Annotated in this window: 22 protein-coding genes and 1 pseudogene; all 23 read left to right on the top strand. The window is 55.5% G+C overall.

The genetic code is table 11. From position 1 onward, the window contains the following. Nucleotides 1-2: 2 nt before the first annotated feature. The 23 genes and pseudogenes from HUO07_RS19005 to HUO07_RS18890 all read left to right on the top strand — a co-directional run bounded on the left by HUO07_RS19005 (nt 3) and on the right by HUO07_RS18890 (nt 18,952). Nucleotides 3-442, top strand: a pseudogene (locus HUO07_RS19005) (phage virion morphogenesis protein). A 270-nt stretch (nt 443-712) separates the two neighbouring features. After that, nucleotides 713-1,096 carry a helix-turn-helix domain-containing protein gene (locus tag HUO07_RS18995; protein WP_176304818.1) on the top strand — a complete coding sequence of 128 codons (384 nt, stop codon included), beginning with the start codon at nt 713-715 and terminating at the stop codon, nt 1,094-1,096. After that, nucleotides 1,074-1,667 (top strand): ImmA/IrrE family metallo-endopeptidase, encoded by a 594-nt coding sequence (locus HUO07_RS18990; protein WP_176304817.1) that lies wholly within the window; start codon nt 1,074-1,076, stop codon nt 1,665-1,667. The genes HUO07_RS18995 and HUO07_RS18990 overlap by 23 nt, the downstream gene beginning before the upstream one ends. Nucleotides 1,668-2,037: 370 nt before the next feature. After that, complete coding sequence (locus HUO07_RS18985) at nt 2,038-3,138, top strand: phage protease (RefSeq protein WP_176304816.1); 1,101 nt, start codon at nt 2,038-2,040, stop codon at nt 3,136-3,138. A 37-nt stretch (nt 3,139-3,175) separates the two neighbouring features. Continuing rightward, on the top strand, nt 3,176-3,613 hold the full coding sequence (locus tag HUO07_RS18980; RefSeq protein WP_176304815.1) for a hypothetical protein: 438 nt from the start codon (nt 3,176-3,178) through the stop codon (nt 3,611-3,613). A 14-nt stretch (nt 3,614-3,627) separates the two neighbouring features. Further along, nucleotides 3,628-4,530 carry a Mu-like prophage major head subunit gpT family protein gene (locus HUO07_RS18975; RefSeq protein ID WP_176304814.1) on the top strand — a complete coding sequence of 301 codons (903 nt, stop codon included), beginning with the start codon at nt 3,628-3,630 and terminating at the stop codon, nt 4,528-4,530. A gap of 65 nt (nt 4,531-4,595) precedes the next feature. Beyond that, entirely contained in the window at nt 4,596-5,126 is a 531-nt protein-coding gene (locus HUO07_RS18970; RefSeq protein WP_176304813.1) for an HI1506-related protein, read from the top strand. Between the two features lie 3 nt (nt 5,127-5,129). Beyond that, the gene (locus tag HUO07_RS18965) at nt 5,130-5,540 is read left to right on the top strand and encodes a gp436 family protein (RefSeq protein ID WP_176304812.1); all 411 of its coding nucleotides are present in this window, start codon (nt 5,130-5,132) and stop codon (nt 5,538-5,540) included. A 10-nt stretch (nt 5,541-5,550) separates the two neighbouring features. Then, a complete protein-coding gene (locus HUO07_RS18960) occupies nt 5,551-5,841 on the top strand; it encodes a hypothetical protein (protein ID WP_176304811.1) in 291 nt (96 codons plus the stop codon). Beyond that, entirely contained in the window at nt 5,841-6,242 is a 402-nt protein-coding gene (locus tag HUO07_RS18955) for a phage tail terminator protein (RefSeq protein ID WP_176304810.1), read from the top strand. Before HUO07_RS18960 ends, HUO07_RS18955 begins: the two co-directional genes overlap by 1 nt. 11 nt (nt 6,243-6,253) lie before the next feature. Then, nucleotides 6,254-7,219, top strand: a complete 966-nt coding sequence (locus HUO07_RS18950; protein ID WP_176304809.1) for a hypothetical protein — start codon at nt 6,254-6,256, stop codon at nt 7,217-7,219. 61 nt (nt 7,220-7,280) lie between these two features. Next, nucleotides 7,281-7,607 carry a hypothetical protein gene (locus tag HUO07_RS18945; RefSeq protein WP_176304808.1) on the top strand — a complete coding sequence of 109 codons (327 nt, stop codon included), beginning with the start codon at nt 7,281-7,283 and terminating at the stop codon, nt 7,605-7,607. After that, nucleotides 7,541-7,969: a DUF1799 domain-containing protein gene (locus HUO07_RS18940; protein ID WP_176304807.1), complete on the top strand. Its 429-nt coding sequence runs from the start codon at nt 7,541-7,543 to the stop codon at nt 7,967-7,969. The genes HUO07_RS18945 and HUO07_RS18940 overlap by 67 nt, the downstream gene beginning before the upstream one ends. Nucleotides 7,970-7,989: 20 nt before the next feature. Next, the gene (locus tag HUO07_RS22145) at nt 7,990-12,735 is read left to right on the top strand and encodes a DUF4214 domain-containing protein (RefSeq protein ID WP_176304806.1); all 4,746 of its coding nucleotides are present in this window, start codon (nt 7,990-7,992) and stop codon (nt 12,733-12,735) included. Continuing rightward, a complete protein-coding gene (locus tag HUO07_RS18930) occupies nt 12,732-14,090 on the top strand; it encodes a hypothetical protein (protein WP_176304805.1) in 1,359 nt (452 codons plus the stop codon). The genes HUO07_RS22145 and HUO07_RS18930 overlap by 4 nt, the downstream gene beginning before the upstream one ends. Beyond that, entirely contained in the window at nt 14,087-14,908 is an 822-nt protein-coding gene (locus HUO07_RS18925; RefSeq protein ID WP_176304804.1) for a hypothetical protein, read from the top strand. Before HUO07_RS18930 ends, HUO07_RS18925 begins: the two co-directional genes overlap by 4 nt. A gap of 2 nt (nt 14,909-14,910) precedes the next feature. Continuing rightward, a complete protein-coding gene (locus HUO07_RS18920; RefSeq protein WP_176304803.1) occupies nt 14,911-15,294 on the top strand; it encodes a hypothetical protein in 384 nt (127 codons plus the stop codon). Between the two features lie 12 nt (nt 15,295-15,306). Beyond that, complete coding sequence (locus HUO07_RS18915) at nt 15,307-15,723, top strand: hypothetical protein (RefSeq protein WP_176304802.1); 417 nt, start codon at nt 15,307-15,309, stop codon at nt 15,721-15,723. A 9-nt stretch (nt 15,724-15,732) separates the two neighbouring features. Further along, the gene (locus tag HUO07_RS18910) at nt 15,733-16,362 is read left to right on the top strand and encodes a hypothetical protein (RefSeq protein WP_176304801.1); all 630 of its coding nucleotides are present in this window, start codon (nt 15,733-15,735) and stop codon (nt 16,360-16,362) included. Beyond that, a complete protein-coding gene (locus HUO07_RS18905; RefSeq protein WP_176304800.1) occupies nt 16,359-16,973 on the top strand; it encodes a hypothetical protein in 615 nt (204 codons plus the stop codon). The genes HUO07_RS18910 and HUO07_RS18905 overlap by 4 nt, the downstream gene beginning before the upstream one ends. Before the next feature lie 160 nt (nt 16,974-17,133). Further along, nucleotides 17,134-17,331: a Com family DNA-binding transcriptional regulator gene (locus HUO07_RS22300; RefSeq protein WP_176304799.1), complete on the top strand. Its 198-nt coding sequence runs from the start codon at nt 17,134-17,136 to the stop codon at nt 17,329-17,331. Continuing rightward, on the top strand, nt 17,282-18,073 hold the full coding sequence (locus tag HUO07_RS18895; RefSeq protein ID WP_176304798.1) for a DNA adenine methylase: 792 nt from the start codon (nt 17,282-17,284) through the stop codon (nt 18,071-18,073). The genes HUO07_RS22300 and HUO07_RS18895 overlap by 50 nt, the downstream gene beginning before the upstream one ends. 30 nt (nt 18,074-18,103) lie before the next feature. Then, a complete protein-coding gene (locus tag HUO07_RS18890; RefSeq protein WP_176304797.1) occupies nt 18,104-18,952 on the top strand; it encodes an FRG domain-containing protein in 849 nt (282 codons plus the stop codon). Nucleotides 18,953-19,557: the final 605 nt, after the last annotated feature.

Genomic DNA, 19,557 nt, shown 5'->3' with positions numbered 1-19,557 from the left:
GAATGTCCACGATTAACGTCAGCACTGACGAAGTTGAAAGCGCTATAACCGAGCTGCTGCAAAAAGGCGACGACCTCACCGCACCGATGAAGAGCATCGGTGAAGAGATGATCAACCGCACCCAGCAGAGGTTTAGAGATAAAGAAGCACCAGACGGCACCCCTGGGCCGATAACTCGCCCGTCACTGAAAAGCGCAAAGGCCACGGGCGTGTGCTCGAAGGCGAAAGCAATGAGCTATCCAAACAGTTCAGCTACTCGGCTGCTAGCGATAGCGTCGAATGGGGCAGCTTGATGGTCTACGCCGCGATGCAGAACTTCGGCGGTACCAAAGCTGAGTTCCCGCACCTATGGGGCGACATACCAGGACGTGAATTTATCGGACTATCAGATGACGATGAAGACGAAGTATTAGCTACCCTAGCCGACCACCTAAGTCTCTAAACGCCATCCCGCAACGCGGCCCTGTAAGCGTTGCTAAGGCGTTACCCGCTACGCTGGCCCGAATTTCTCCCGCAAGGCGCGTTAGACCCGCGTTAGATTTTGTTTGAGAGCATTTTAAACTGTGGTCAGTGCTTCAAAGAGATTTATCTAAGTTGGGTTGACAAAAAAATCATCCTTAGATAATCTAATTAAACCAGAGGTTGAACTGCACTCCTTTGAGTGAAATTAGTGTTCCCGAAGGTAAACACCACGATGGATAGGAGAACGGTCATGAAAACTACAGAGCTAGGAAGGTTTCTGAGGATACTCAGACTCAACAATGCCGAAATCATGAAAACGATGGCCGAAAAGGTAAACATCAGCGCTGCATACTTGTCCTCAGTTGAGCTTGGTAAAAAAGCTCCTTCTAGCAAAATGCTGAAGAACATTGAGATTTCATACGGGCTGCAAGGAGATGAATTGGAGCAATTCCATACAGTTGCAGCTAAATCTTTGGACTCTCTGAATATAGATCTGAAGGGCTCTTCCGAAGAAGACAAGAAGCTCGCCATGGTTTTTGCCAGGAAAATGCAAGATCTCAATGACAGCGATAAAGAAAAGCTGACACGCATGCTGGAGAAAGGAGGACAGCGTGAATCGATCACATGCGACTAAAGCTACACCTAAATGCGGTCAAGAAATTAGAGAGATCGCACAGGCCATACGTGACGAAATCACTGGTTTGATGACCAGCAATCATGCGAGGCCGATTCATCGGCTTCCCATGATGAGAATATTCGAATTGCTCTATATTCAGGAAGAATTTGCGATGCATATTGTTTCTGATGAAGAGCTGCCGAATGCAGCTGCAGAAACAGAGCCTGACGAACAAATAATTACTATTCGTGAGTCAGTTTATAACGCGGCAGCCGAAGGCGATAGAGAAGCATTGTTCACATTAGCTCATGAGCTAGGGCATTTGTTCATGCATGCCGATCAACCAAGATCGTTTGCTAGAGGCAGTAATTCGTACTCTCTTGAGAGCGACTGCGAATGGCAGGCAGATAAGTTCGCAAGTGAGTTTCTCGTTGATAAAAGGCTGATTGATACGGATTGGAGTATCTATAAAGTCCAAGAAACCTTTGGGGTAACTTGGAAAATCGCTCGAGAAGCACTTGAAGAAAAAAAGAGAGAAGACAAATTCGCTCAGCAAATGCAGCGTTTTGGTCTTCCCCCTTTTTCTTGAGGTGCGATTGGAACAGGGGGGAAACCGCCCTCCCTTGTGCATAGACCCAATCTGCACTCGTTATCGTCCTGGACAGACAAAACGAAGTGTAGTGACGGATTCTGTGCTCGTCAATGGCGGCGTAATGGAGTTCGAAACCATGAAAAACCGTAACGATGATTACGTTGAAGTATTTAGCCGCTTTATCACTGTGAAGGGGAAGCGTCGTTATCACCCAACTGGGGGGGTATATCGTCTCAGGATTCCTCGAGACAAATACAGGGGTTAAGGTAGGGAAATAGAACCGGGCCAAGTGCCCGGTTTTTTTGTGCCCAAAACTCCTAAAGCGCTTTAAATCCACGCCCCATCCTAAGCCCCCGATCATGGGGGCATGACTACACACAGCCTTCACTCCAAGCCCCGCGTTGCTGTTTGCGCCCTAAGTGTGCAAACCACAAGCGACAAAACGCGCCTGATGCCTGCTGGCACCTTTCACGCACCGCGTGGGGCTGCTGAAGGCACCGGTCCTTGGCACCTCACTTCCGAAGCGGCTCAAGCGATTATCCGCCTAGCCGCAGGTCGCAGCACTGATATTGCCCTCGACTACGAACACCAAACTCTTTACGCAGAGATCAACGGCAAGCCCGCACCCGCTTCTGGCTGGCTAGACCCGCGCTCGCTTGAATGGCGGGATGATGGCCTTTACGGCTCCATCACCTGGACAGCCGCCGCTAGTGCTGCGATCGACGCCAACGAATACCGCTACCTCTCCCCCGTATTTCCTTACGACGCCAACGGTGTGCCGTTAGACCTGCTGCACCTGGCATTAACCAACACCCCCGCCATTGATGAGGGCGCGGCGCAGCTTGCCGCTGCTCGGATGGCGATTACCCATGACGTCAATGATGACGCCCAGGAGATCGACACCGTGAAACGTGAGCAACTGATTCAAACCCTAGGCTTAGCCGCTTCAGCCACCGATGAGCAGATCGACACTGCTATCGCTGCGCTAAAAGCTGCCAAGGCAGACGCAGACGCGTTCCGCACAGCACTAGGTGCCAAAGACGACGCGAAGCCATCTGAAGCCGTGGCCGCGCTCAAAGCCTCAAGTGCGGCAGCCCCTGCTGATATGAGCCAGTACGTGCCTGTTGAGGTGTACCAGGAAGCCACACAGCAACTGGCCGCGCTCAAGTCAGGCAGTGAAACCGCTGAGCTGGACGCATTGATCAAGGAAGGCTTGGACGATGGTCGCATCCCTGGCCAGAAAACGGCGGATTGGCTGCGTACAAAAGGCATTGCTGCGTGTAAGGCGCATTTAGAAGGCGCGCCCAGCATCGCCGCGCTGAAATCCACCCAAACCCAAGGCAAGCCGCCGGAAGGTGCCGAGGTGAAAGGCGACGGCAAGCTGACTGAGACAGAGCTGGCAGTGTGCAAAAGCATGGGTATCTCGCCCGAGAAGTACCGCGAAGCCAACCCCGTACCCGCTGCATAAGCAGGCGCACTAACCCAACAGGCAAGAGGATCACCCCGTGACCGCTGCAACCCAAAACCGAAACACCCCGCACCGCTTAGGGCTGTCTCGCGGCCATCTGGTCGCTGCGGCTACCGAGTGTTTCGCGGGCACCATCGCTGTCATCAACGCCGATGGCTTTACCGAGCCAGGCACTACCGCCACAGGCCTGACCGCTGCCGGTGTGTTTGAGCACTACCAGGACAACACCGACGGTGCCGATGGCGACCAGTCCGTGGAAGTGAAGCGCGGCAATTTCCGCTTCGCTAACTCTGCCAGTACCGATGCGATCACCGCCGCTGACATTGGCCAGGTCTGTTACATCGTCGATAACCAGACCGTTGCCAAAACCGATGGCACCGCTACCCGTTCCCCCGCTGGCATTGTCGACGACGTCGACGACAACGGCGTGTGGGTCAACATCGACCCGACTAACGGCGTTGCCGCTAGCGCCTGATAAGGACTGATTTCATGAATCTTACTTCCGCCAATTTGAAGGTGCTGTTCCAGGCCTATAACACCGCCTTCCAGCAGGGCTTTACCTCCATGGGGGAACAGGCAGCGCTATATGAGCTGTTTTGTACCACCGTGCCCAGCACCACTGCCGTTGAGGTGTACCCCTTCCTCAAGAGCCTGCCGCGCATGCGCGAATGGCTGGGCGATCGGGTCATTCACAGCCTGGAAGGTGCGGCGTTCAGCATCAAGAACCGCAAGTTCGAGCTGACCGAAGGTGTGCCACGGGATTCCATAGAAGACGACACCTATGGCCTGTGGTCGCCCATCTTCCAAGAGTTTGGCCGTAGCTCACGTGAGCACCCGAACGAGCTTGCCGTGGAAGTGCTTGAGCAAAACCCGGAGTGCTACGACGGCCAGCCGCTGTTTGATGCCGACCACCCGGTGCTTGATGAGTCGGGTAAAGAGGTCTCCGTCAGTAACGATATGGGCGGCACAGGTGACGCCTGGTACGTGATGGATAACACCCGCGTGATCAAAGCGGTCATGTTCCAAAAGCGGCGTGATTACAACTTCCGCTCGATTACTGATCTCAACGACACGCAAGTGTTCATGACCGACAAGTTCTTGTTCGGTGTGGATGCCCGTGTGGAAGCGGGTGCCGGTCTCTGGCAGCTCGCCGTGCGTTCTCGTCAGCCGTTTACCCCCGAGAACTACGAAGCAGCGCGACAAGCATTAACGAAGTTGAAAGGCGACCATGGCCGCCCGCTCGCGCTGCGCCACTCGCACACCATGGTGCCCAACTCTATGGAAGGGGCTGCCCGTGCCGTGCTGCAGAGCACGCTCGCCGCCGGTGGTGAAACCAACAAATGGGCGAACACCTCGACCCTGGTGCTGAACCCCTGGTTAACCAGCGCTTAACGGCACGTTAAACCGCAATTCGCAGTGCCTGCTTAGGCGGGCACTGCGCAACGGAGAGCAACACCATGACCACACGTAAACAGAGCGCTGCTGCCAAGGCTAAGCAAGAAGATAAGGCGAAGGCAGAAGCGACTGAGCCAAAAGACGCACCGGTAACGGAAACGCTAGCCGATGCAGTAGCGCCAAATGCTGAGCAGGAAGCCCAGGCCAGCGCAGAAGCGGCTACAGCAGCAGAAGCGACTGAGGAAAAAGCCGAGCCGGTACCGGAAGCACCGACACCGGCTGATGCCGTAGCGCCCAACGCTGAGCAGGAAGCAGTGTCCCAGCCGACCGAGATCCAGGGCAACACCATCACGGGCGATGGCACCGGCAAAGCGCTACCGCCGATGTTTGAACTGCCTGGTGTTTTCGTGCGCACCAAGCGCCGCTTCAAAAGCCGCCGCCGTGCTGGCTTCCGCTTCAACCGCGAGGGCATGGGTATTGCCCTGGAGGCGCTGAGCGAAGAGCAAATCCAGCAACTGCGCGATGACCCAGCATTGGAGGTGAAAGATTGCACCTTCCCGCTGGATGAAGCGACCAGCGAGCCGGAGGCCTAACCGATGCCGTATTGCACGCAAGCGGATCTCATCGAACGCTTTGGTGAAGCCGAGCTGCTCGCGCTTGCCCGCGATGAAACGGGCACGGCCATTGATACCGCTGTTGTTGAGCGTGCCTGTGACGACGCCAGCGGCGAGATCGACGGTTATGTGAGTGCAGCGGGTTACACCGTACCGCTCGCAAACGTAACGCGCATCATCACCGCCTATGCGTGCGATATCGCCCGGTACCGGCTCTATGACGAACAGGCGAGCGAGCAGGTACAGAAGCGCTACGACGATGCGGTGAAGTTTCTGGTTCGCGTTGCCAACGGCACCGTCAAGCTCGGCATATCGACCGGCTCAGCAGCAAGCAGCGTCGGTAACGTGCAGATGAACACAAGTCGTCGTGTGTTTTCCGGCGGCGGTTTTTAAGGAGATGGCCATGAGTGCCAAACAGACCACTAAAGCAGCGGCTAAGCAAGACGCTGATAAAGACGCGCCACCACCACGGCCCCGTGAGGCGGTATCGGTTCGCGTGAAGACTAAGTCACCAGGCGTAAAGCGCCAGGTGTGCGGTGTCATTTTCGACAACACCTGGAAGTACTTAACGCTGGACGATCGCGGCAGCGCTTACAAAGCCATTTCACGCGACCCAGCGATGGTGATGGAGAAGGCAACACCGCCACCGAAGGCAGTGGCCACTGAAGAGCCAACAGGGAAAGAGGCCAAGTAATGCTGTCGCTCACGCCGTGGCTGGAACGCTTAAACGCCTTGGGTGGCCCCGTGGTGCAGCTTGCTGCCGATGTGGACGCTGCCCAAAGTGCCAAGCAATGGCCTAGCCGCATGCTGGTGCTAGGGCGTGACACCGTCACACACCATGACATGAGCAACGGCGCCGACCACCTGGTGAAGCCCGAGGTGCTGCTCGTCACCGGTATTAAGCGGATCAACTTACCGCTGGGCAATACCGACGATGAGCTGACGCTACTGCGCAAGCCAATGCTGGACAGCTTGATCAACTGGCTACCAGACGACTGCGATAGCGCCATCAAGTGGCAGCGCGGCCAGATCTTAGCCCTTAAATCACACGCCCTTTTCTGGGTCGACGTATTCACTACCGAATATCGGTGGTAGGAGAACGAACCGTGAGCATGAAAGAAAACCGCCGGGCGCTCATCGTCGCCCTGGAATCTGAATACAACGATGGCACCACCACGCCCGCTGCGGCCAGTGATGCTGTTCTGGCGCGTGAAATCACCACCACACCATTAGCCGGTAACAACATCGAGCGCAACTTCGTGCGCCCCTACTACGGCAACTCGCCTCAAGCCCCTGGTGAAAAGCATATTCAGGTGGTGGTTGAAGTTGAGCTAAACACCAGCGGCGAATTAGGAACCCCGCCGCCGTGGGGCAAGATGCTGCGCGCTTGCGGCTGGAGTGAAGTGATTGAAGTGGATGAGCGGGTCATCTATAGCCCTGTCTCCGATGATGAAGACTCGTGTGTGTTCTTCGCCCACATGGACGGCAACCTTCACAAGGGGCGCGGCGCCCATGGCACGCCAGAGTTCACGCTCAACGGTAACGGCATTCCAGTGATTCGCTTCACGCTTTATGGCTTGGTTAGCCCGGTCACCGCAGCGGAGTTGCCGAGCGTCACGTTGACTCAGTGGCGTAAAGCCCTGGTGGTTAACAGCACGAATACCGAGAACATGAGCCTCTATGGTGTCACCGCTCCTTTCAGCCAATTCTCTCTCAACATGAGTGGCCAAGTGGAGCACATGTCCGAAGTGGTCGGAGGCGCGGATATCGAGATCACGGGGCGTGGCCCTTCAGGCACCGTGCAGATCGAAGATCCTGGCGTCGGCGTAAAGGACTACTTCGCGATTCACCAGAACGCCGAAACCGGCGCGCTCAAGCTGACCCACGGCAAAGCGCCCGCCGACCCTGCTGAAATGATCACGTTTTACATGCCAGCCATCGGTATCGAACAGCCGACGTATAGCGCAGTGAAAGGCAAGCAAATGCTGACGATCAACTACATGCCCGAGCCGATCGACGGTAACGACGAAGTGAAAATCGTTGTGGGCACGCCGTTAGTCGAAACCCCGTAACCACCACCTAACCAGCCGTTAAACAGCCTTTAACGAACCGTTATCACCAGGAGAACTACCCGTGTTCACAGTCAACGTAAAGCGCACCTACAAGTACCCCGTTGCCCTTACTGTCTACGACGAAGATGGCAAAGAGAATAGCGGTAAATTCAAGGCCACTTTCAAAGTCGTCCCAGAAGATGAACTGCGCAACTCTGGCGCTGATGTCGCGCTGTTAGACCAAGTGTTGGTGGGTATTGAAGATATCTGCCTGAAAGACGGAGACGGCAAAACGCTAGAAGGCGATGAGCTGCTACATGCCGCGAAGAACGACTCTGCCATTTGTGCGGCACTGCAAAGCGCCTATCAGGCGAGTATCCAAAAAAAGAACCGACCGCGAATCTTCTAGAGGCTGGTGCGTATTGGGCTGAGGCCAGCATTGGCCACCCCAATCTGGTCAAGGAAGACCTCGCTGCCCTTGGTATTTCCCTGGGCGGCGAGCTGGCCGAAGAGGCAGAGGCAGAAAATGCGGAACCGGATGTATTCGATGTGCTGCCGGAAAATTGGCAAGCCGTAGAAACCTTCCTTCGCTGTTCTCGGCAGTGGCTATTCAGAGGCATGGAAGGCTGCCGTGAAGGGCTAGATGTGAAGGCGGTTATCAGTGTCCTCAGCCTCTACCGACTTCCCCCGGAGCAACAACTTGAGCGGCTGGATCAAGTGCAGCTTATCGAGCGCGGCGCACTCAGCGTCATGAACCAAACCCGCAACTAAACGTTAGAGAAGGAAACATCGTGGCGAACAATCTAACGCTTAGCGTCACCCTCACTGGCGATAATCGCCAGCTTTCGGGCACCTTAAAAGATGCCCAGGGTGACGTGCGGGAATTTAGCACCACCACAGAGCGGGAAAGCAAAAAGGCCGAAACGGCACTAGAAGCACCGGGCCGTAGCGCTATCACGGTTTCCGATCATCTGCGCGAGACCCAGCGCGAAGCGCGCACCTTTGGTAGCGAAACCCAGCGTAGTGGCCGCCAGGCCACACAGGCACTGACGGCGACAAGCCGGGAAGTACAAACCACCACCGCGCATTTCGACCGCATGCGGTCCGTCGCCGTGGGTGTAGGTGCTGCGTTGGTTGGGGCGTTTGGTGCGGGCAGCATTATTAACCGTGCTGGCCTAATCAATGATGCCGATGCGTTGGCCAACAGTATCGGCATTGCCACAGGTGAGCTACAAGCGTGGGATTACGCTGCCCAGCGTACCGGCCTGAGTGCCGGTACCATGGGCGATATTTTCAAAGATGTCAGCGACAAGCTAGGTGACTTCGCCGCCACCGGTGGTGGTGAAGCCGCTGACCTGTTTGAAAATCTCAACCTACAAATAGGAGCACTTCAACGGCTCTCGCCGGACCAACAACTGCTCAAGATCGCTGACGCTATCTCGCAAATCGAAGACCCGAGCCAGCGCATTTTCTACCTGGAAAGCTTGGCAAACGACGCCACGCGCTTATTGCCGCTTCTTCAAGATAACGCCGCCGGTCTGCGCGAGCTGACCGATGAAGCTTACGCCATGGGCGCGGCGATGGATCAAGTCGACATCGATAACGCGCTAGAAGCCGACCGCGCCATGGCGCAGCTTCGCGGTACCACTCAAGGGTTTTTAAACTTGCTGGCCGCTGATCTGGGGCCTGCGTTAGCCGACACAGTAGGCAACCTCACTGAGCTGATCCAAAGCGCGGGCGGTGCTGATCAAGTGCTCCAAACGGTTACTAATACAGTAACGGTTGTAGGTGCAGCGGCGGGTGCTTATGGCACTTATCGGGGTGTTATAGCAGCCGCTACCGTCGCGCAGTGGGCATTCAACACCGCCGTGCGAGCCAACCCGCTCGGCATCGCAATCACGCTGCTGGGCGCTGCTGCGGGCGCCATGTTTGCCTATCGCGAAGAAGTCACCCTTGCTGGAAGTGAATCGTTTCAAACCTCCATCGATGTTGATGGGCTAACTAGCTCTTTTCACCTGTTGACTGAAGCCCAGCAGGAAAACAAGCGCGCCTCGCTAACCGCCGATCTAATCGAAATGCGTGTGGAAGCTGGACGCTTGGGTAGTGAGTTGGTGGAGGTGTCGCGCAAGGTGCGGAACTCCGGCCAGCTGACACCTGAAGGCGGCGCGATGCCTATTGCTACGCCTGAAGACATTCAGCAAGGGCGAGAGTTACGCCAAGAATTAGGCATGCTGTTATCCGATATTGATAACGGCTCACAGCTACTGAGTGAGTACGACCAAGCGATGGCCGCGCTTGGCGAAACCACTCGCGATACTGATACGCGCACTCGAACGCTTGCCGAAACGAATGCCGCCGCCACTAAAGCGGCTGATGAACTGGCCAACTCCACCCAGGCGCAAGCCGACGCCCTAGAGGAACTCCACAACCGCCTACGCCCTGGCCGCCGTGAAGTGGTCCAGCTAGCCGACGACATGCGCACGCTTACGCTGGCCATCGCTACCGGCACCGGCAACGTCGCTGAAAATATCCAGTTGATGGGCCTGCTACAGCAGCAGTACATCGAAGCCCAGAACGATACCGACGACCTGGCCGCCAAAACCGTTGAAGCGGCATTCACGATGGAAGGCGCCTTTGATGAGCTACGCCTTAACGGCCTGCGTCGCCTTGACGACGGCTTTGCGGATCTCTGGCAATCAGCCATCGACGGCAGTCAGAACGCTGGCGAAATCATGAAGCGGGCGTTGGATCAGACACTGGCTGAATTAGCCCACATGGCCATCACCCGCCCTATCGTTGTCCAGATGCAGGGTATGATGGGAATGGATGGCGGGGCCAGTGGCCAGCAGGCAGGTGGTCAGCAAGGCCAACTGGGTAATGCGGACACTTGGCTCAAGGCGGGCAAGAAAGGCTATGACTGGCTGACAGGTTCAGGCATGGCCAGCCAAGGCTCCGCAGCGGTGGGCTACGGTGGCTCGGGCTGGGCATCACAAGTGGGCACCAACACCTATAGTGGTTGGGCCGGTAACGCCTCTGGGGCGGCTGCCAACAGCGGTAGCAGTTGGATGTCCGGCGCTGGCAGCAGCGCAATGACCGGCATTTACACAGCAGGTGCGGGCATCGCGGGCGGCTGGGCAGGTACCGAGGCAGGCAGCGCGCTAACAGGCAAGACGGCGAACTCAAACTACGGTGCAACGATCGGCGCAGCAGTGGGCACGTATGTGCTACCTGTAATCGGTACATTCATTGGCTCTGCGATCGGCGGGTTTGCCGACTCGCTGTTTGGCAGCGGGCGCAAGTCTTACGGGCAGATCGGTAGCGACGTTGCCCCTGACCCCATCGGCCAAGGTGTGAATCGATACGGTGACATTGAGGGCTACACTGGGCAATCGGCGTTCGGCACCATCGGCATCAGCAAAAAACAGAAGACCGACGATGATGCGTTGAAAGAAATGGTATCGGCGTTTGTCGAGATTGATAACGCGCTCGCTGGTGTCATGTCTGCCGATCAATTTGAAAAAACGCAGGCCGCCTTGGACGGCTGGCGATCCAGCAAAACGAAAAACATCGGCAATATCGTTGATGAGCGGTTATCAGCGGTTCTCGCCGCCACCGATAGCATTTTCACCGATACCCTCGAAGGCCTGGACGGCGATGCGCTAGTTACCGGCCTTGTGAGCGGCATTCAGATCGAAAATATCGGCGCGCAGATGGCGGCAGCTGTGGCGGCTGACATGAATGCCGAGTTCCGTGCTGCGCTTGAAAGCGGCACCGACATCGAAGCGGCAACGCAATCGATACTCACAGCGGCCCAGGCGGTTGAGTTTCTAGGTGCTGGTGCCGACCGCCTCGCCCTACAGTTTGATGCCACAGCGGCAGGCGCCCTAGAAGCCGCTGGAAACCTCGCCCAGATCGCTGGCGGCATCGATAACCTAAACGTGATCAACCAGGGCTACTACGAAGCTGCGTACAGCGAGACAGAACGCCTAAGCCGCTCGCAAGCCGAGCTGCGCGCCTCACTTGCTGGCATTACTGACCAGGTACCCACCACGGTTGCAGAGCTAAGGGCGATGGTCGAAGCCCAGAACCTCAACGACGCCGCAGCGGGTGAACTGGCCGTGCGCTTGATGCAACTCGCACCGGCCCTGAAACAAGCCAATGACGCGGTACGCCAATCAATTGAGGAGCAGTACCAGGATGAACTTGGAAGAGCGCCCGAAGCGGAAGGCCTTAACTATTGGTTTAACCAGGTAGCGAGCGGTGCGCTTACGTTAGAGGGCGCCCTATGGAATATCGCCCATTCTGCTGAAGCGGCTGCAGGAACAGTGTCGGAGGCGGCTTCAGAGATGCAAGCGGGCTCGCTGTTTAGCTATAGCGAGATCGTCGGCATTGACGGCGCGATCGACGATTACAACACCAGCGTCTCTATTGCAGAAGATTTGGCACGACAGCGCAAACAGCAACTTCAGGATGAGCTACGTGCTGTCGACCAGCTCGGCACGTTAATCAATTCGCTCATGCTCTCGAATCAGTCGATTCTCGACCCGGCGGAACGGTTGCGTGAAGCACAGCGTCAGTTCGCTGAGCTGCAAATCCAAGCGGAGTCTGGTGATACCCAAGCCGCTGGGCAGCTCCAAGGTGCATCAACGGCCTACTTAGGCGCCGCCGCGTCTTACTACGGCCAGTCATCCTCACAGTACGCGGGCATTTTCGAAGATGTCACCGGCTCGGTCAGCGATCTTGAGCGTCAGTTCGGTATGTCAGTTGATGCCCTGGGAAGCATTGAGAGCATTGAGCGTCAATTGCTCAGCGAGCAAAAGCGTGCCCACGATACGCTGGCACGTTCTCTCGACGAGCAAATTCGTAGTAACAGCGAGCTGGGAACGCTAGGGGATCTCATAGGGGCTCTTCCGGAGCACCTGGCGAGTGCCCTTGAAGGCATTTTCCCGACGCAAACCACCGCGAACGGTGGCAGTTACACCCCCGGCGGGCTCGACTTGGGCGGTAGCCCTTTGCTCTCTGATGCAACCGGTGCCGTTGCTGACAGTTATCGCGAGATTCTCGGTCGTGACCCGGAGGCAGAAGGCCTTAACTATTGGAACGATCAGCTGGCTAACGGCGCCACGATTGACGACGTCCGCTGGCACATGGAAAACGCTGATGAAATTTATAATGGTTCACACGCGGATGGACTCTGGAACGTGCCATTCGATGGTTATATTGCTCAACTACATAAAGGCGAGCTAGTCGCCCCAGCAGATACCGCAGAACGCTTGCGTGAACTGCCCAGCCGCCGCTTGGCGATGCCAAATCTGCCGCCAATTTCGAGTGGCATGCACACCAACCCAGCCGCTTCCGGGCCTGCCATCAACCTTGAACCGCTTACCCGTGAGTTGAGTGCCCTTCGCCTCGAAGTGGCTCAGCTACGCAGTGAGCGACGTAACGATGCCGAAAAAGCCGCTGGCCAGCGAAGTGAACAGGTGCGCGAACAGCGCAAAGGAACGCGCAACAATCGCCAACGGAGGGCCACGGTATGACGGACGCTCAGTACGATAACTGGCTGGCGGATCTGTCAGCACCCCGCATTGTATTGTGCGAACTGGACTACGCAGGCAGCACTGAGTATGTGTCGTCTCACCCGTATATCAGCAAGCCTACGGATAGTGCGGCGAACCGCATTTATGACGACCTTCTGATCGAAGCCGTGGACATTGAAACCCGCATTGATGGCTTGATCAGCTTTGGCGACATCACGCTGATTGACGATGGGGAGATTACCCACTGGGTTAGCCGCGCCTGGCAAGGGCATAGCATTCGGCTATACCTGGGCGGACCGGATTGGTCGCGGGATGATTTCCGCCTACATGCGCGAGGCATCAACGGTGGCATCACATCTGCCCGACGTGGCGAGATCACGTTTGCGATGGACGATCAAAGCACGGTGCTCGATGAACCCATCGATACCGGCGAGTTGCCTGACGACGGGGGTCCGGTACCGCTGGCGTTGGGTTCCGTCTACAACGCGCCGGCGTACCGCACAAGCGACGGCACTCAATACGAATATAAGGCGTCCTTTTTACCGTGTGTGTCCCTCACGCCCAAGGAGGGAGGCTCTACCACGCTGACGGTAAGTAACTACGCCAGCGAAGGCAGGTTTGTTCTCGACGCACCGGTTTCGCTAGACCTAACAGTCGACATCGAGGAACAGCACAGCACGCCGCATCTGATCGCGGAATGGGTCGCTGGACAGTACGGCATTACGGTGGGCGACATCAACATGCCCGATTACACCGTGGGCCTCTATTACAACAGTGAAGTGACCGGGCGCCAGGTACTTGACGACCTGTGTGCAGGGCTGGGTGCTTACTGGTACCTGAACCGCCTCAACGAACTGGTGATGCGGCAGCACACTGTGCCGACCACTGCCGACATCACGCTGTTTGATGACGACATCGAGTATGACCAGATAGGCCTTTCTGAAACAGAGCCACCCTGGTCATCGCTCACACTTCGCTGGGGTCGCAACTACTCAGCGCTTCGCACCGTCGCGGGCGTGATCGAAGACAACGAACCTACCGAGGCGGCGCGTCTCAAGCGCGAATGGAGCGAGTCAAAAGCCACTCAAGACGTCGACGATTACCCGCTTGCCGAAGACGCCACGCGTGACAGCTGCATCGCTAACGCAGCGGACGCGACGACCGAGCGGAACCGGCTTTTGGCCCTTAAAGCGGTTCGCCGTGACGTGTACAGCATCAACGCATTCATGCCGGTCGTCGAAGTCGGCCAGGCCATCGCCGTCGAGCACCCACGCATGCAGGGGCGCATCGGCCGCTTGCTGGCCGTGGGACGCTCACCCACCCGTAGTACTACATCACTCGAGGTATGGCTATGAGCGGCAATTTACGCCTGATCATCGATAACTTGCATGACGCGGCAACGCTTACCGCAACCAGTGAAGCACTACCGATCACCTACACCCAGCGTAGCGGGCGGGCGTACCCCTGGCGCTCTGTGGATACCAGCGAGCAGGTGATTGAGGGCTCGTTTGAAACCTTAACCTTTCTGGATACCGTCGTGCTTTACCGGCATAACCTCTCAGCATCGGCAACCGTCCGCTTAGAGCGATTGAGAAACACTGACGTTGTTAGCGATACGGGCGAAGTATCCGCCGCTGAACTGATCGCTCCACCGCTACTGCGGCTGGGGGTAGATCCTTGGGGTGCCAGCTACAACGACAAAATCCCCGTACAGGTGAAACCATTCTGGCTGGAGCCTGATTTTGCTACCGGCTACCGCATTACGATCAAGGATAGCGCTAACCCAGATGGATGCATCCAGATCGGCTGCATCATTGTGGGGTTCTCTTTCTCGCCAACGTTCAATGCCAGTTACGGCGTCAAGCTCACCGAGGTTGAAATGGTGGAGCACCGTCGCACCGAAGGGGGTTCGCTGCGCTCCGTAGGCAGTGACGGTATTTATAGACGCCTAAACATCGACCTTAAACACATGGACGATGCTGATCGAACCACGCTCACCACCGAACTCGTAAAGAGAGGGCGCAGGGCCAACATCTTCGTTTCGCTCTACCCCAAACAGGGCGGGGTTAAAGAGGTAGAGCACTCGTTTTTGGCCAAGCGGGAGGGTGACTACGAGCACATCCACGACTTTTACAACAACTGGCAGACCAGTCTGTCATTTCTTGAGGTGTAACGATGGCCGATTTTCCGACAATCGACTTTGGCCCCTTTGAGTGGGAAACGCTCGACCAGAACTACATCGTCAAATGGAACGGTAAGCTGGTCGCGCTTAATGATTTGCAAGCCAATATTGCCGCATTTGGTGCAGAGGTAACGGCTGAAAAACAGGCTGCTGCCGATAGCGCTCAAGCGGCTGGCGAGTCAGCCCAAGAGGCACGGGGGTATAGAGATCAAACCCAAGCCATCGCCGTGGGTGACGTATCAATCACCGATCTGCAGCCCGGCACGCTGACCGCCCCCGGCGACTACGCAGGCCCTGACGGCTCAGGGGGCCTAATGAAACGCAATATCTTAGATGACACCCTCGCTCGCTCTCACGCCATCGCACTTTCTTTCTAAAGGAGCCTCACTATGGCCAAAACGTTCACTGCCCCGTTTGCCCAAACACCCAAGACAGCCACCGCTATCGTCACCGCTGCCGCTGCCTCGCTCACAACCGACGCGCCTACCAATACCGTCGAGCTGCTAACGGCAGGCACGGACGGCGCGATTCTGACCCAGTTAAGCGCGATTCCCCGCGATACCGTCACGGCTTCCTCTCTGGTGCTGTTTATCAGTAAAGATGCGGGCACCACAAAGCATCTAGTTGATAGCGCATTGATGGAGGCAATTACCGTCAACGTCACTACAGCGATTCCGGTCACTGCGTTTGAGCGCTATAGCGAGACAACGCCGCTACGCCTGGAAGCAGGAGACAAGCTGTATGTCGGCAGTCAGGTGGCCGCGACCAACGGCATCGTGTTTCACGCTGAATACACTGATTATTAAGGGGGCGTTATGACGTATGCATATGGGATGAAAGGCGCGCCCGCTGTGGGTAATGGGCTGGGGGGATTGCCGAGGCGGACTGAATCAATGATGGAAGACACTAGCATATTCAGTGTAAGTAATTTTTTTACCTCCATCTTTTCAGTATCAGGAAGTGCGGGTACCCCCATCGTCATAAATACCCCTGCATTAGATCTAAGTAAAACCCTCATTTACTTTAACCAAAGGGTCTCAGACGGTAGTAGCAGCGCTTACTCAGCTCAGTTAACCGATATAGGGGAAGGGTTTATTGAGTTTACTCCTCGAATATCGGGAGCTGATTTAGACATAATAAATTTAGTTATGCTTCAGTTGAATGGAGTAAAAAAGGTCCATAATTTCATTGGCAGACAAAACTATAGGGCATACGAGTATATACCTAGGGATGATTTTAAATCTTCTCTAATACCGTTTGTTTCAACACATTATAGACCTGCATACTACGGGTTTGACAACAATGGAGACTGGGGTTTTTACGAAGTTTATGACGATGTGAATAATTCTGAATCCAGAGTGCGTATAGAACGCAACTTTGCAGGGACTTTCAACCCTTCAGAAAGCGCATCATATTTACTTTCAGTCGTAGAGCTTCTTTCATGATCAAAGTTCAAAACAACACCGCCACCCGCGTCGCGCTGCCACCATTCTTGCGCGGCTTATCTCAAGCTGACCTTGCTGACCTTTCATGGACTGACCCAGCGCTAGGAGTGCAAGGAGTGTCCTGGTGGCCCGAGGTCAACGAATCCCCTCCGCTACCAGATGAGTTCCACCGTTACGGCGACGAAACGCTGACGCCAGATTCTGAGCGGCGTGTTGTTATCGTTGTCCGTGACGTTGTGCCGTTCTCTGATGAAGACAAAACGGTGATACTAGAGCGGACGAAAGAGCGAGCGTTGCAGCGTATCAATGATGGCTATACAGCCGAACTAAACGCCATCCTGCGCGGCTACCCCGACCCTGAAACCAAAACGTGGGACAAGCAAGAGTCTGAGGCGCGCGCCTATCAATCCGATAGCTCAGCCGCCACACCGCTGATTGATGCCATTGCTAACGCCCGCAGCATGGATAAAGCCGAGCTGGTGCACCGGGTGATTGCAAAAGCGGATGCGTGGATCTCGCTTAGCGGTGCGGCTACGGGTAAGCGGCAGGCGCTGGAAGACGCGATTGCTAATGCTGGAAGCCTGGAGGTGGTTGAGGGTATTAGTTGGTAGTGAGGTGACAATTTCATAGAAGGGAGTGGCCACCGAAGGTGCTGTAACACCGGAGGTGGCCACCAACAAGCAGCACACACCTGCAAGTCGGCCAAGACTCCCCTGCCTAGCTAGGCGTTAGAGAGTCTAAGCCAAACGTTAGATTCGTTATAGGCTTGACATGGTGTTAATCGAAATCCGTTGTACACGGTGCAACCGCAAGCTGGCCAACGTCAGCGATTACCAGTTCATTGAGATAAAGTGCCCGCGTTGCAGGCACTTAAACCAGCAGAGAGCCACGAGCTCCAAACCCCAACAGGAGATGCCTCGTGGCTACCCCAATCATTCCCTGGATGGGCGGCAAACGCCGCCTAGCTGATCGCATATTTCCGCTAATGCCCCCGCACCAGTGCTACGTTGAGCCCTTCGCAGGAGGGGCTGCTCTATTCTTCCTGCGTCCCTCGCCCGCAGACGTCGAGGTGCTTAACGATGTTAACGGCGACCTAGTGAACCTCTACCGTGTTGTGCAGAACCATCTAGAAGAGTTCGTAAGGCAGTTTAAGTGGGCTCTTTCAAGCCGCCAGGTGTTCGAGTGGTTGAAGATGACTCGACCTGAAACGCTCACTGACATACAGCGTGCCGCCCGTTTCTATTACCTACAGCAGAACGCCTTCGGTGCCCGAGTCGAAGGCCAAACGTTTGGCACTGCCACCACCACACCACCAGGCTTAAACCTGCTGCGTTTAGAGGAGACGCTATCAGCGGCTCACTTGCGCCTATCAAGCACCTTTATAGAGCACCTAAGCTGGCAGGACTGCATTGAGCGATATGACCGCCCACACACTCTCTTTTATATGGACCCGCCCTACTGGCAGACAGAAGGATATGGGGTACCCTTTGGCATAGAACAGTACGAGGAAATGGCGTGCATGTTGGCTAAGCTCAAAGGCAAAGCCATCATCAGCCTCAACGACCACCCAGAATTCCGCCGGATCTTCGCGGGCTACCACATCGAAACCACCGACATACGCTACACCGTCGGCGGCGGCAAAGGCTCAGACGCCAAAGAGGTGCTGATCTTTAGTTGGGATGTGGAGGCCGAACCGGCGGGCTTGTTTTGAAGGCATTATCATTATTGGTAGGAGTAGCAGATGTTCGTTCAAAAGGACTTTGAAACAGCTCGGGAGATGATTGACTACCTATCACCTCTGGATACAGCCAGGTGGCCTAGGGCCCAGTATGTGTTCCGTGGCCAGCAATGTACCAGCTATGGTTTGGTCCCTGCTGCCTATCGCACAAAGAGCCCTCTGGCAGCCCATAGGGTGTTCAGTGGGCTTGCGCCTTTAGCTTCAAGGCAAGTCTATTACGAGCTTTCTCTTTTAGGACAGTTCATTGCAGCCTGTGACGCCTCTGGTACAAATCTTCCGGGTGACTCACTCGACGTTCGCGATATTTTGAGGGACGGTAATCGTTACCTTCATCATGAGCCAACAAGCTGGCCTCCTCGAGAGCTTTATCCCCTTCTGGCGACAGCCCAACACCATGGAGCACCGACGTGCTTGCTCGATTGGACATGGCGATCCTATGTAGCAGCATATTTTGCTGCATCAGGGTCTCTCCAGAATGAAACTCAGGATCGATTGGCTATTTGGGCCTTGAATGTTGAGCACCGTCATCTCTGGGAAGACCTCTCATTCATTGAGATGCCTGGCAGTACAAGTGCGAATTTAGCTGCCCAGTCTGGGATCTTCACCGTATCAACAATCAGGGCAACCGAAGGAGAACGGTACGAATCAACTGCGTTGGAAAACCAAATCGATATATATCGTCACCAGACTGAAGAGCAGCCCGGTTTGATCAAGATGACACTACCAGTGCTTGAAGCGGGTCACCTTCTGCTGCTTTGTGCGGACTTGGGAGTTAAAGGGTCTGTATTGTTCCCAGGGTACGAAGGGGCTGCAAGAGAGGTTAAAGACTTCGCCTACTTAATGCTTCAGTAGTAGTAATCCCGCCCAGTGCCAAATAGCCTGCTAAATCTAAATCAGGCAACCCAAGAGTGCAGTGCCAAGTATGGCGCGAGAAAGTGCCAAATGCGGCGCGCGTTTACACTTTTGGGATTGCCTTTTGTGATTATAGCCGCCCGTACCACAAAACAAAAGGGCCTACGCGTTAACGTAAGCCCTTGAAATTATGGCGCGCCCGGCAGGATTTGAACCTGCGACCCTCGGCTTCGGAGGCGAATTCTAAGTCTTTCCGGTGGACTTACCTACTAAGACACCTATCGATAAACGCGATTTTAATTTATATAAAACAATGGCTTGAAAATATGCAGAGCCTTAATAGCACTTTCCGCTTTGTCCCGATTTACACCGACAGTTGCCCATCGCCACCACCAAAGCGGCCACTAGCGTGATTTTAAAATGTCCGGCTTTCGGACGGTTTTGACCTTTGGCGGTAGTAGCTTACCTGGATTTCTAAACAAACGTAAGCGCGCCATAAAACCCATCTACCCACATTAACGTTGGCTGATCACACTGGTGGTCTCTTTAGCATTGGAGATCATCATGAGTCGCGACCTCAATTCCACTCAAGCATTTTGGTTAGG

Source organism: Vreelandella maris, from assembly GCF_013371085.1.
GTDB classification, from domain to species: Bacteria; Pseudomonadota; Gammaproteobacteria; order Pseudomonadales; family Halomonadaceae; genus Vreelandella; species Vreelandella maris.
Note: the sequence above shows the minus strand (reverse complement) of the source record. Positions and strands in the feature narration are given on the sequence as shown.